Source organism: Acinetobacter sp. NIPH 542, from assembly GCF_000369825.1.
Taxonomy (GTDB): domain Bacteria; phylum Pseudomonadota; class Gammaproteobacteria; order Pseudomonadales; family Moraxellaceae; genus Acinetobacter; species Acinetobacter oleivorans.
Genome location: NZ_KB850202.1, coordinates 74,657 through 87,718, shown reverse-complemented (window position 1 = coordinate 87,718; position 13,062 = coordinate 74,657). Strand labels below are relative to the sequence as shown.

Sequence of the window (13,062 nt, the reverse complement as noted above, 5' to 3'; positions counted from 1 at the left end):
GATTTGATCGAAATTACAAATTAGTGAGTTTTTGTCGTTTGATACGTCACTTCATAATCTTTCAAATCCACTTTTTCCAAACGTTGTTTAAGTTTTTTCAGTGACCACGGCCATGCAGCAAAGTTACGTCCGTTGGCATCAAGGTAATAACTCTTACAGCCGCCGCTATTAAATACCGTTGTTTGTAAGTGCTTTTGCACTAAATCGTTATGCTTTTTAATCACATCAGATTTAACATTTAATTTGCTAATTCCTTTGTTTTTAATTTTCAATAAGCCATCTACGATATAGTCGAGCTGCGCTTCTGCCAAACCAATGAAAGAGTCATAGACCAGTACGTTAGGCCCTAAAACTAAAAATGCATTTGGTACATTTTCAATGTTAGTCCCCAAGTAAGCCTCTGGTGAACTACTTTTCCATATGTCTTGTAAACATTGACCTTTTTCATTGTGGACACGTTTACCAATGGGTGGATGAGATACTTCAAAGCCTGTACCCCAAATAATCACATCCACTTCGTGGCGTTCACCATTGGCAGCAACCACCGTATTGCCTTCAACCTTCACTAAGCCATGAGGGATCAGGGTCGTGTTTGGTGCTTGTAGTGCTGGATAATAATTGTTAGCGAATAAAATACGTTTACAACCAATGTCAAAGTTCGGCGTTACGTTTTTACGTAGTACAGGGTCATTAATTTGCAATTTAAGTAATTGCTTACCCAATACATTGACTGGTTTGAGCGCAAGAGGGTTACGTAAACCAAAGTTAATTGCATTCAGCGTTAGCGCTACACTTTTACGCCAGCTCGCCTGAATAGCCGGATATTTGGCAATGACTGTTTTACTAAACTCGCCCAAGTCTGTATCTGGTTTCGGTAGTACCCAAGGTGCTGTACGCTGGAACACAAACAGTTCTTTTGCTTTTGGTTGGATTTGCGGCACAAATTGAATAGCAGATGCACCAGTACCAATCACTGCAATGCGTTTACCTGTCAAATCATAATCATGGTTCCATTTCGCTGAATGGAACATTTCGCCTTTAAAAGTTTCTAAGCCTTCAAGACGTGGAACTTGAGCTTCGGTAATTGGACCTGTGGCAAAAATAACGGTTTTAGACAAATATTGACCAGTACTGGTATCAAGTACCCACACATGACGTGAGTCATCCCACGCTGCGTTGAGCAGTTCGCTATTAAACTCGATTTTAGACGTAACATTAAACTCGTTACTCACATCTTCCAGATAACTTAAGATTTCTGGTTGGCGCGCAAATAAATGGCTCCATTTTGCACTTGGTGCAAATGAATAAGAGTAAAGAGCAGAAGGTACATCACAACCACAACCTGGGTAGGTATTTTCACGCCATGTTCCACCAACACGGCCAGCTTTTTCAATAATCTTATAATTGGTATAACCCACTTGATCTAGGCGAATAGCAGCGGCGATCCCTGAAATACCAGCACCCACAATAAAAGTATCGAAAATATGGTTTGGTGATTTGACAGCTTTTTTTGCTGAAGCATTTGTTTTCATTTGAGCAGTCATATGTGTACTACCTATAAATTTCTTATTTAAATAATTTGTACGATGTGCCAAGGAACTTGTTATACAAGCTTGGAGATGCACGTTTCATGAGCCAGAATAACTTCGCATCAATTTGAGGAATCGTATACAACTCATCCTGATCAAGGCGATTAAGCGTTAATCTTGCAACATCGTCACTTGTCGTGAAGGCATAGTTCATCAGCGCATGGTCTGCTAGCTTTGAATAGCGTCCTGGAATTCGACCATTTTTAATGATATTGGTTGGAACCAGCGTCGGGCAGAGTACATTCACTTTAATATTAAACTTATGCAGTTCAGCCGAAAGCGTTTCTGAAAGCGCACGCACGCCCGCTTTAGTCACGTTATAAGCGGTCATTTCTGGTGCAGCAGTGTAAGATGCAGCAGATGCGACATTAATAATTGCACCGTAACCTAACTTTTTAAACTTTGGAACAAATGCATGACAACCGTGAATAACACCCCAAAGGTTAATATTCATGACCCAGTTCCAGTCTTCTAGGCTTAGCTCGTCAAACTTGCCACCCAAACCCACACCAGCATTATTAATGACAAGAGTTACAGGGTGTCCAAGTAAGATTTCAGCAGTTTCAGCTAGATGATTAACCTGTTCAGCATTACCCACATCACAACGCATAGCAAAAGCCTTAGCGCCTTCTTGTTCAAGAAGTTTTACTGTTTCTTCAGCAGCTTCGAGATTAATATCTGCACACACTACGCTGCCACCACGTTTTGCAAGTTCAAGTGCAAAACTTCGACCAATCCCACTGCCTGCACCCGTCACTACGGCATAAGCTTTTTGGCTTGGTTTAACTTTCTTTTTGCCAAATAAAATCATGATTCATCCATAAATAGCTTGAAGAGATACCAGCTATCTGTTCGATAGCTGGAAATACAGGACGATTAAGACATGCGTACTGGTGGGGTAAATTCTTTAACAAAGTAAGGTGCGATCGCGCCACCTTCGTTCAGTAATTTCTGTTTGTAATACTCAAGATATTCAGTCGTATCATGATCATTTGGATGAAAGTCTGGACGTAAGTAGTCAAGAATTTGACCAATCGTACTGCCAAAAACACCATCTTTTGGACCAAAAATTAAGCCTACACCACGACGAGCATCTTTCCAGAATTTTAAGGTCAGCATCTCTTGTGGCTTTCTTAATACAGGGACAAATAAAGTAGTCGCAGGGATTAAGCCTAAAATCGTAAATAGCGCAAGGAAGAAACCAGATGCGCGCAGTGGATAGCTGCCATTTAAGATTTGATAAACATCGTAGGCAATGTCTTTATGTTCAGATTCTTCAAGCATATGCCACATCCACAACGCACGGCTTTTTGCATCATCTGAATAATAGAAATTCTTTTCATGCTTCATCATGTATTCAGCAAGTACCGCAGTAAAATGCTCAATACCTGCCATCATTGACAATTTTAGTGGTTGCGGAAATTTCAAAAATACATATTTAAAGAAGTTCGAACCAAGAAAGCGATATAGCGCAACAGGATATTCAGCATCTTGAAGGGCATCGTTATATTCATTGTGCAATTTAGAATGAATTGCTTCTTGTCCAATCAGTGAGGTAACACGTTGCTTTAAAACTGGGTCTTTAATAAATTCGCGGTGATGGCGAGCGGTTTCAATAACCAGATCTTCACCATAGGTTAAAAACACCGAAAGTGTGGCAAAAAACAAAGTAGCAAATTGATTATCCATATAGAATCTGACATCAATTTCCTTTCCATCAAAACCAATATTTAAATGTCGGATTGGAATTGAGCTTTTGCTAGAAAAATCCGGTAACTCAATTTCACGCTGAAATTTAAGTTTGTTAAATGATTTTTTAACTGCGGTCGAGATCATGGCGACACCCTGAGGCAAAGTAGTGGTGCATTTTGATGAAAATCAATAAACTCAATGATCAACAAAGCACTGTAAAATTCCATTTTCAAAAGCAGATGATTCTCTGCATTGACTACGGTGTTGTTGCTCCGTTATTTGTTTGATTATTTGGCTGAATAACGGAAAGAAGAGGAAAGATAGACAAACTATTTAGTGACTCTTCTTTAATTTTTTCATATTAATCTGACTTTATGTTCGGATTCAATTCGGGTAAATTTTTAAAAATATCAAAGTATTTTATAGACCCGTTCTGCAATAAAAATTTTAGATTTAATGATTTTATATATTTTAAAAACAATAAATTAATTTAAATTTTAGCTATTGCAGCAGTCACTTAAAAACACAGTTTCACTCATAGCTTGGGGCATGTTTTTCCCATTTCTTTTTACTAAGTTTGACAACTATTCGGATTTTGTTTTTATATTTCTTCTGAGTCAAATTACATGCTAATCTGACTTTATGTTCGGATTATTGATTAGATCGTATGACTACGCGTAAACCTCGTCAAACTCGAGCCAAAGTCACTGTCGACACGATTATTGAAGCAGGTTTTATTGCAGTGGCACTTCACGGACCAAGTGGCACTACAACACGCCATATTGCAGAGATTGCAGGGGTGAGTGTCGGGTCTTTATACGAATATTTTAAAAATAAAGAAGAAATTTATGATGCGATGAATCACTTTTTTGTTCGGGAAATTCTGGACATGATTACAGAGCTTACACCGACGATTTTACAGTTGGAGTTAGAGCCTGTCATCGAAATGATTTTTTATACTTTTAGTGATTTATTAAAGAAAAATAACGACCGCTATTTGACTGTTTTGCGTTATGCAGGAGAGTTACAGTACGACAAATACATTCCCAAAATTGAACAGGCCTTAATGGAAGTGATCATGAAATATATGATGCACAATCCTAAATACCTAAAAATCAATAATTTGCCTGTAATTACCTACATTTGTATCAATAGCGGAATTTTTAATGTCGCACGGCATCTTATTTTGCCAAACCCTTATATTAGTTTTGATGAAATGGTGCAGGGGCTAACCACGATGATTATGAGCTATATCAATACAGAGATGGCACGTTCAGAAGAACATTGAGCTGAGTTAGAATTTTATAAGTCCGATCAACAATAAAAAAGCCCTCGCATAAATTTTATGCGAGGGCTTAGTTGCATTATGGCATGGTTGGAACTTCTTCAGGACGCATATCGAAAATCAAAATTTCGGCGTTATCACCATTGGTAAACGATAAACTTCCACCTTCACGAATACGTGCAGCATCGCCAGTGTTAAATGTTTTACCATTTACATCAACACGACCTTTGGCAACGTGTAGGTAAACATATCGACCCTCAGGAATTACAAACTCAGCAGTTTCTTCACCATCAAAAAGACCTGAGTAAATATTAATGTCTTGTTTGATCGATAAAGTTTTCTCGCCACCTTTTGGTGAGATGATCAAATGCAATTTACCACGTTTGTCTGCTTCATCAATATGAACTTGTTGATAGCCCGGATCTGTATTCACTTCATTTGGAACAACCCAAATTTGCAAGAAATGAACGCCTTCATGAGCTGAATGGTTAAATTCACTATGAGCAACGCCACGACCTGCACTCATGAGCTGAATGTCACCCGGCACAATCACAGAACCTGTACCCATTGAGTCTTTATGCTCTAATGCACCTTCAAGCACATAGGAAATAATTTCCATATTGCGGTGAGGGTGAGTACCAAAGCCTTTAGATGGAGCAACGTTATCATCATTAATTACAAGTAGATCAGAAAAGCCAACTTGTTTAGGATCCCAATAGTTAGCGAATGAAAAGCTATGTTTTGATTGTAACCAACCATGATGTGCTGCACCACGCTCGTGAGATAAACGCATATCAAACATGATGTATTCTCCTGATTTAATTTTCTATCTGAGCGTAGTTTATCGTAGCGTTTATCGTAATAAAGCACTGAAAATGGAAAGCTTGGTACGATTTTTAGAACGATTAAATGAAAATTATTTTTTGACTAAGAAAAAGGGCTCTTTTGGTTAAAATTGAAATTTTACTTTTAAAGCTAAAGATGAAAATCGAGAAATAGCGAGATCGCCAAACACTTTTAAATAGAACAATTGAAAGAAAAATGAATCTTTTTATCCTATTTAATTGGTATAAAATTTAGAGATATTTCATGCGATATACACATTAGTCTACCCTGTGTATTTAAATGAACTTAATAATGGAAATGAATAAAAAGCTAATATTAAAAATAACTAAACGTAAACTGTTTTGAAATAAAGTTACTTTTCAATGGAAATGTTTTGTATTTATCATCTATTGAAATGATGAATTTAAAATCACCTTTCTTTTCAATAGTTTGAGTAAAAGTGTATTATTGTAAATAAATGTGAAAATATTCACAAAGCTATAATTTTTTGTTAAGATCATTAACATTAAAAACATAGAGATAATAATAATGATCAATAAATTATTAATAGTGTTGTGTGTGGGTATCGTCTTTGTATTGGGATATTGGGCCTATTTAGATACTCAAAATAAAAGACATCAAGAGCTAATGCGGATCATTCAAGAAGCAGAACAAAATTTACAAAGTATCGAACGCAATCCTAATCATGCTCACCACAGCAATTTGGCTTCTTATAATTTGCAAGGATATATAAGTGAGAAAAGAATTATTTTCTAAAAATATTGAATCATAAATTTCTGAATCTTACTTTGTCATTGGTCATATCTTTTCATAAATTTTGATCATGTTTCTGTTGAATCTGTTAAACTTATTTAACGTATAGTAAAAAAGCTGCATAGGGGTTATGCAGCTTTTTTGTGTTTCAAGAGGGGCTGTGGCTATTTCCTATGTACGAACTAGAAATCAAATGAGTGGCATATTTGTTGCTTCATAAGTTTGAGATTCTTGTTTATAGGGCTGAACAGAAAAACAATATTGTTCAGCGACCTACATAGAAGTAAATATTCCACAGTTCAGATTTTGCATAGAGGCTACTTATGGCGGCGCCCAATTCTTCGGCAGGCTGGTTAGAGCGTTTATTTAAGTTAAGCGACAATAAAACCACTTTCCGAACTGAAGTTCTTGCTGGTGTAACTACATTCCTAACGATGTGTTACATCATTATTGTCAATCCACTCATTTTATCTGAAACCGGCATGGATCATGGTGCCGTATTCGTTGCGACCTGTTTGGCAGCAGCAATCGGATGTTTAGTAATGGGGATCATTGCAAATTATCCAATCGCACTGGCCCCTGGTATGGGTTTAAACGCTTACTTTACCTACTCGGTTTGTATGGGGATGGGCGTGCCATGGCAAACAGCTTTAGCGGCTGTTTTTGTTTCAGGCCTTGTTTTTCTTGCAATTAGCTTCTTTAAAATTCGTGAAGCGATTGTCAATGCGATTCCGATGTCACTTAAGTTTGCAATCGGTGGGGGTATTGGTTTATTCCTAGCACTGATTGCACTAAAAAATGCAGGCATCATTGTTGATAACCAAGCGACATTAGTTGGTTTGGGTGATATCAAACAACCTACAGTATTGTTAGCGCTATTCGGATTTTTAATGATTGTAGTTTTACACCAATTAAAGATTCGCGGTGCAATCATTATTAGTATTTTAGTCGTTACAGGCATTGCTACTGCTTTAGGTCTAAACGAATTTAAAGGTGTAGTGGGTCAAATCCCTTCAATTGCACCAACATTCATGCAAATGGACTTTAAAGGTCTATTTACAGCAAGTATGGTCGGCGTCATCTTTGTATTCTTTATTGTTGATTTATTTGACAGTACGGGTACTTTAGTTGGTGTTTCACACCGTGCCGGTCTTTTAAAAGACGGTAAATTACCTCGTTTGAAGAAAGCATTATTTGCAGACTCTACTGCAATTGTTGCTGGTGCTGCATTAGGTACATCTTCAACTACGCCATATATTGAATCAGCTTCAGGTGTAGCTGCGGGTGGACGTACTGGTTTAACTGCTGTTGTGGTTGCTGTCTTATTTATCTGCTGTTTATTTTTAGCACCTCTTGCTCAATCTGTACCAGGTTTTGCAACAGCGCCAGCTTTATTGTTTATTGGTGTGTTGATGATTCAAGGTATCACTCATATCGATTGGGATGATATTACTGAAGCTGTTCCAGCCTTTTTAACTATTGTATTTATGCCATTTACCTATTCAATTGCTGATGGTATTGCAATGGGCTTTATTAGCTATGCATTAGTTAAATTATTCACGGGTAAGGCAAAAACTGTACCGTATATGGTATGGATTATTGCTGCACTTTGGGTATTTAAATTTATCGCGTTTGGCGGTTAATATGATTTTTTATAATTTTCTTCTTGAGCTATCTTAGTCATAGTTTCTAATAAGAAGAAAGTTATAGAAGGGTGTGATTTTGACCACACCCTTTTTTCTTTAGATGTGGAGTTAATATGAATCAAGTCGAGCTGATTCGCGCCTTACCAAAAGCCGAATTGCATGTGCATATTGAAGGGACTTTTGAACCTGAATTAATGTTTGCAATTGCCCAGCGCAATCAGATTCAGATTCCTTACAAATCTGTTGAAGAAGTAAAGCAAGCTTATAACTTTCATAATCTTCAATCATTCTTAGATATTTACTATGCTGGTGCAAATGTTCTTGTACATGAACAAGACTTTTATGATTTAGCATGGGCTTATTTTGAGAAATGTGCTGAAGATCATGTCGTTCATACAGAAATGTTCTTCGACCCGCAAACCCATACTGACCGTGGTGTTGCGTTCTCAACTCTGATTGGTGGTTTAAAGCGTGCGTGTGCAGATGCTAAAGCTAAGTTTGGTATCAGCTCTCAACTGATTATGTGTTTCTTGCGTCATTTAAGTGAAGAAGCTGCATTTGAAACACTTGAGCAGGCTTTACCATTTAAGCAAGACATTATTGCTGTAGGGCTCGATTCAAGTGAAGTAGGTCATCCGCCAGCTAAATTTGAACGTGTTTTTGCTAAGGCTCGTGAAGAAGGCTTCTTAATCGTTGCTCACGCTGGTGAAGAAGGTCCACCTGAATATGTATGGGAAGCTTTAGATCTACTCAAAGTGAACCGTATTGATCATGGTGTACGTTCTGAAGAAGACGAACAATTAATGACGCGTTTAATTAACGAAAAAATGCCTTTAACGGTTTGTCCTTTAAGCAACTTAAAGCTATGTGTTGTTAAGGATATGAAAGATCATAATATCCGTCGTCTATTGCAAAAAGGCGTACACGTGACGGTTAACTCAGATGATCCTTCATATTTTGGTGGATATATGAATGATAATTTCTTTGCTATCCAACAAGCTTTAGACCTAAACAATGATGAGTTGAAGAAGCTCGCAATTAACTCTTTTGAAGCCTCTTTCATTTCAGATGAAGAAAAACAAAAGTGGATTGCAGAAATCCAAAAAATCTAAATAAAAAAAACCGCCTATCTCAGGCGGTTTTTTTATACATATGTTTTATTTAGGTTGTTTGGTCATACTATTTAAAATATTGTCTTTATCAACAAAGTGATGTTTTAAAGCTGCAAGCACATGCCCAACAATCAGCAAGCCTGCAAACCAAGAAATATAAACGTGTAATGGTTTAACAACAGCTAAAAGCTCTGGGTTATCTTGTACTAAACGCGGAATTTCAAATAAATATAAAACAGGCGCAGGGTGACCAGCGCTCCAGCTAAATAAACAACCAGTGACAGGTAAAGCCACCAAAATCACATAAAGCAATAGATGACCAACATGTGCCAAAGTTTTCATCATTGGGGACATGGTGTCAGGTAGTTTTGGAGCTGGATGTGTATAGCGCCATAAAATCCGGATAATCACCAAAAAGATAATGGTGGTTGCAATATTTTTGTGCAGCGTAATGACATCGCCTTTAAAGGGACCATCAACGTCATAACTTAAAAAATTTCCACTATAGAAACCAATAGCCCATGCTGCGATGAAAATGATTGCCATCACCCAATGCAGGATTTGTGCGGTACGGGTGTAATACTGAGATGAAACAGCAGGCATAAAAAACCTATTTTTTTGTCGTTTTGATTTTCAATTTTATGAGAAAGCACTGATTTTGAGAAATGTTTTAAATGTAACAGAGCGTGCTAAAAACAGAACGTTTAAGGAAAAATGCATTTGATAAGCTGAGTTTTGCTGGGGAAAAAAGATTGCATAAATGCATCAAATTATTTGTTTCTTCTAAAGTCGAGTTTAGGCACAATACGCGCTGCCAACGTTCAATCAAAGGAAAAAATGATGAAAAAATTGATGCTCGCTCTAGCGCCAGTTGTTTTAGCTTTAACAGCGTGTGCAACGACTACAGGTACGGGTACAGGCGCTACTTCTGCACAAACAACAACTCAGCAGTTGGGTGTGGCTGCATTAAAAGTTGCTGTAAATGCGAAATGTATTACAGAGATTAATAATGTTGCCGCTTGGAAAACAGCAACAAAGCTTATGACTGCTGAGCAACGTGATAGCATTCAAACAAATGTTTGTGGTTGTGTGAGCGAAAAGGCACCAAATAGCGTAACGGCAGTAGAATTGGCAGCGGCTGCATTTGATGTAAATGCACGTGCTACAATTGTAAACCAAGTGGTTTCAAAAACTGTAAATGAGTGTGTGGCAGAAGCTTTACAAAAGTAATTAATGATTTTTGTATTAAAGAAGGCTGATTACTATTGATCAGCCTCTTTTGTTTAAAGGTGAAGAGTAAATGTTTATTGCTGGTGTAGATGAGGCGGGACGTGGCCCATTAGTAGGTTCCGTTGTGGCAGCGGCTGTTATTTTAGATCCGAATAATCCAATTGAGGGATTAAATGATTCTAAAAAATTAACTGAAAAGAAACGTGAAAAGTTGTTTATTGAAATACAAGAAAAAGCCTTAGCTTGGTCAATTGCAGAAGCAACGCACGCTGAAATTGATGAATTAAATATTTTACAAGCGACTTTTTTGGCCATGCAGCGCGCAGTTGATGGTTTAAAAGCTCAACCACAAAAAGTGATTGTAGACGGGAATCAAATTCCAAAAGGAATCATTATTCCTTGTGAAGCTATTGTTGGGGGAGATGCGAGTCATCCTGAGATCAGTGCCGCGAGTATTCTGGCAAAGGTTACACGTGACCGACAAATGGCAGAATTAGATCAGGAATATCCATTATTTGGTTTTGCCAAACATAAAGGATATCCAACTAAAGCGCATTTTGAAGCGATTGCAGCGCATGGGGTAATTGATCAGCACCGCCGCAGCTATGCTCCTGTTAAACGTGCTCTAGGCTTATAAATACAAAGTCCTAAAAAATTTAAAGCGACTAGAAAGTCGCTTTAATTAGGGAGAGAATAACTTCATATTAACGATTGAAGTTTTTCTGTGCATAATTATCATCTTCAAAAGAAACTTGATAATCTTGATCAAGATGTTGAAGGTGTTCATGCATTGCACGTTCATGTTGAATACGTTGATAAATTTCTTCGCGATGAACAGAAACCTCTTTTGGTGCATTCACACCAATACGAACCTGGTTTCCTTTGACGCCAAGCACAGTAACACTGACTTGATCCCCAATCATTAATGTTTCCCCGACACGGCGGGTCAGAATCAGCATGTTTATCTCCTTGCTAAACGCTTAAAACTGCAATATTGGTACCCAAATAAAAGCTCAACCTCAGTTTTCAGTCAGATTCTAACAGAAATATGAGAACAAAGTCATATTTTGATAATCACTGCCAAAAAACTTTCCGTTTAATATAACAGAGCCGCTATAAAAAAAACTATAGCGGCTCTGTGTTTTCTTTGATTATTGTCGGACAAGTAAACATTTTTTAATGAATTATTGACCGTTTGGTAAAATTAAGCGCGGGCGCTGCTTTCACCATGTTCACGATCTAAACCAAAAGCGGTATGTAGACAACGAACAGCAAGTTCAAGATATTTCTCGTCAATAATGACAGAAACTTTAATTTCAGAAGTTGAAATCATAAGAATGTTGATGCCTTCGTCAGCTAGGGCAGTGAACATCTTGCTCGCTACGCCTGCATGTGAACGCATACCAACACCTACGATAGACACTTTAACGATGTCATCACGTGTTGAAACTTCACGTGCACCAATATTTTTGGCAGTTTCGTTCAAGATTTTTTCAGCTTTCGCTAAATCAACACGGTTTACAGTGAAAGTGAAATCTGTTGTGCCATCTTCTTCAACATTTTGCACTATCATGTCGACTTCAATATTGGCATCACTTACTGGTGATAAAATTTTAGAAGCGATACCTGGTTCATCAGGTACACCTAAAATCGTTAATTTTGCTTCGTCACGGTTAAAAGCAATACCTGCAATGATTGGCTGTTCCATAGTATCTTCCGCCTCAGTCGTAATGAGTGTACCTACATTTTCTTTAAATTCTTCGTCAAACGCGCCGTCGTTATCATTATCAAAGCTTGATAATACACGTAAAGGAACTTGATATTTTCCGGCAAATTCTACTGAGCGAATTTGTAAAACTTTTGAACCTAATGAAGCCATTTCTAGCATTTCTTCAAAAGAAATACGGTCGATTTTTTTAGCTTTAGGAGCAACACGCGGGTCAGTGGTGTAAACGCCATCTACATCAGTGTAAATTTGGCATTCATCTGCTTTTAGGGCAGCAGCAAGAGCAACACCAGAAGTATCTGAACCACCGCGGCCTAGTGTTGTGATATTTCCATTAGCGTCAAAGCCTTGGAAACCTGCAACAACAATAACACGGCCTGCATCTAGGTCATTGGTCATGACATCTGTATCAATAGACTCAATACGCGCCTTGGTAAATGCACTGTCAGTTTTAATACCGACTTGACGTCCGGTATAGGATTTAGCTTCCACACCAATCGAATTAAGTGCCATAGCTAACATGGAAATCGTCACCTGTTCACCGGTTGAAACCATTTGGTCTAACTCGCGTGGGTCAGGTGTTTCGGTAATGGCTTTAGCGAGAGCAAGTAAGCGGTTTGTTTCACCACTCATTGCAGATACAACCACAACAACCTTGTGACCGTGATCATGCCAACGCTTAACACGACGAGCAACATTTAAAATGCGCTCGGGGGTACCCATAGAAGTACCGCCATATTTTTGAACGATTAATGCCATATTGCCTAAACCCTTGTATTAAAACAGGTAAAGTATGTTCTTGCTTCCTTGGTCTCATATTATGTACGCCATTATGTACATAAATGAAATTACTGCGATTTTTAGCAAGCCGTAAATTCGGGACAGTATATAGTAACGGAAATATGCTAACAATCATTGATCTGGACTAATTTAATCAAGTTTACTGATTGTTAGCTTCTAAACTACTTATATAGCTTTTTTTAAAAGCTCTTTCTTTTGGCATTCATTTTCCCACTCAATTACATCAGTAGTAAGGTAACGCTTCATAGTTCCGCCATCAGAACCAAAAGCAGGAGCAGGGAATGGAATACCCCAAGGTGTTCGAATTTCCCAGCGGTTTAGTGTGCGCTTGGTAATATGAAACATCTCACACACACTGTTAGATGTAAGATACTTATTCAAT

General features: G+C 37.8%; 14 protein-coding genes. 6 read left to right on the top strand and 8 right to left on the bottom strand.

All coding sequences use genetic code 11. The features are described from left to right. Nucleotides 1–20 precede the first annotated feature (20 nt). The 3 genes from F886_RS00520 to F886_RS00510 form a co-directional block, all read right to left on the bottom strand. On the bottom strand, nt 21–1,544 hold the full coding sequence (locus F886_RS00520; protein WP_005299300.1) for a flavin-containing monooxygenase: 1,524 nt from the start codon (nt 1,542–1,544) through the stop codon (nt 21–23). 22 nt (nt 1,545–1,566) lie between these two features. Continuing rightward, a complete protein-coding gene (locus F886_RS00515) occupies nt 1,567–2,400 on the bottom strand; it encodes an SDR family NAD(P)-dependent oxidoreductase (protein ID WP_005299298.1) in 834 nt (277 codons plus the stop codon). Nucleotides 2,401–2,465: 65 nt separating this feature from the next. After that, nucleotides 2,466–3,425: a metal-dependent hydrolase gene (locus tag F886_RS00510; RefSeq protein WP_005299295.1), complete on the bottom strand. Its 960-nt coding sequence runs from the start codon at nt 3,423–3,425 to the stop codon at nt 2,466–2,468. 523 nt (nt 3,426–3,948) lie between these two features. Here F886_RS00510 and F886_RS00505 point away from each other — a divergent pair. Beyond that, the gene (locus F886_RS00505) at nt 3,949–4,569 is read left to right on the top strand and encodes a TetR/AcrR family transcriptional regulator (RefSeq protein WP_002163161.1); all 621 of its coding nucleotides are present in this window, start codon (nt 3,949–3,951) and stop codon (nt 4,567–4,569) included. A gap of 76 nt (nt 4,570–4,645) precedes the next feature. Here F886_RS00505 and F886_RS00500 read toward each other — a convergent pair whose 3' ends face one another. Beyond that, nucleotides 4,646–5,368, bottom strand: coding sequence for a pirin family protein (locus F886_RS00500; protein ID WP_005299292.1), 723 nt, complete (start codon nt 5,366–5,368; stop codon nt 4,646–4,648). Nucleotides 5,369–5,940: 572 nt separating this feature from the next. On the opposite strand from F886_RS00500, the gene F886_RS00495 reads away from it, so the two are divergent. From F886_RS00495 to F886_RS00485, 3 genes are all read left to right on the top strand, one after another. Beyond that, the gene (locus F886_RS00495) at nt 5,941–6,168 is read left to right on the top strand and encodes a hypothetical protein (protein ID WP_005299289.1); all 228 of its coding nucleotides are present in this window, start codon (nt 5,941–5,943) and stop codon (nt 6,166–6,168) included. A gap of 320 nt (nt 6,169–6,488) precedes the next feature. After that, the gene (locus F886_RS00490) at nt 6,489–7,808 is read left to right on the top strand and encodes an NCS2 family permease (protein ID WP_005299287.1); all 1,320 of its coding nucleotides are present in this window, start codon (nt 6,489–6,491) and stop codon (nt 7,806–7,808) included. Nucleotides 7,809–7,924: 116 nt separating this feature from the next. Beyond that, nucleotides 7,925–8,923 carry an adenosine deaminase gene (locus F886_RS00485; protein WP_005299284.1) on the top strand — a complete coding sequence of 333 codons (999 nt, stop codon included), beginning with the start codon at nt 7,925–7,927 and terminating at the stop codon, nt 8,921–8,923. Between the two features lie 45 nt (nt 8,924–8,968). Here the strand turns inward: F886_RS00485 and F886_RS00480 are convergent, their stop codons facing one another. Further along, nucleotides 8,969–9,526 (bottom strand): cytochrome b, encoded by a 558-nt coding sequence (locus tag F886_RS00480; RefSeq protein WP_005299282.1) that lies wholly within the window; start codon nt 9,524–9,526, stop codon nt 8,969–8,971. A 237-nt stretch (nt 9,527–9,763) separates the two neighbouring features. Between F886_RS00480 and F886_RS00475 the strand changes: the two genes are divergently transcribed. Together F886_RS00475 and rnhB are read left to right on the top strand one after the other, a co-directional pair. After that, entirely contained in the window at nt 9,764–10,153 is a 390-nt protein-coding gene (locus F886_RS00475) for a hypothetical protein (RefSeq protein WP_004793775.1), read from the top strand. 70 nt (nt 10,154–10,223) lie between these two features. Further along, nucleotides 10,224–10,790, top strand: a complete 567-nt coding sequence (rnhB, locus tag F886_RS00470) for a ribonuclease HII (RefSeq protein ID WP_005299280.1) — start codon at nt 10,224–10,226, stop codon at nt 10,788–10,790. A 67-nt stretch (nt 10,791–10,857) separates the two neighbouring features. Here rnhB and csrA read toward each other — a convergent pair whose 3' ends face one another. From csrA to F886_RS00455, 3 genes are all read right to left on the bottom strand, one after another. After that, nucleotides 10,858–11,112: a carbon storage regulator CsrA gene (gene csrA, locus F886_RS00465; RefSeq protein ID WP_004793773.1), complete on the bottom strand. Its 255-nt coding sequence runs from the start codon at nt 11,110–11,112 to the stop codon at nt 10,858–10,860. Nucleotides 11,113–11,357: 245 nt separating this feature from the next. After that, the gene (locus F886_RS00460; RefSeq protein ID WP_004793772.1) at nt 11,358–12,638 is read right to left on the bottom strand and encodes an aspartate kinase; all 1,281 of its coding nucleotides are present in this window, start codon (nt 12,636–12,638) and stop codon (nt 11,358–11,360) included. A gap of 207 nt (nt 12,639–12,845) precedes the next feature. After that, a complete protein-coding gene (locus F886_RS00455) occupies nt 12,846–13,061 on the bottom strand; it encodes a hypothetical protein (RefSeq protein WP_034590558.1) in 216 nt (71 codons plus the stop codon). Nucleotide 13,062 lies beyond the last annotated feature (1 nt).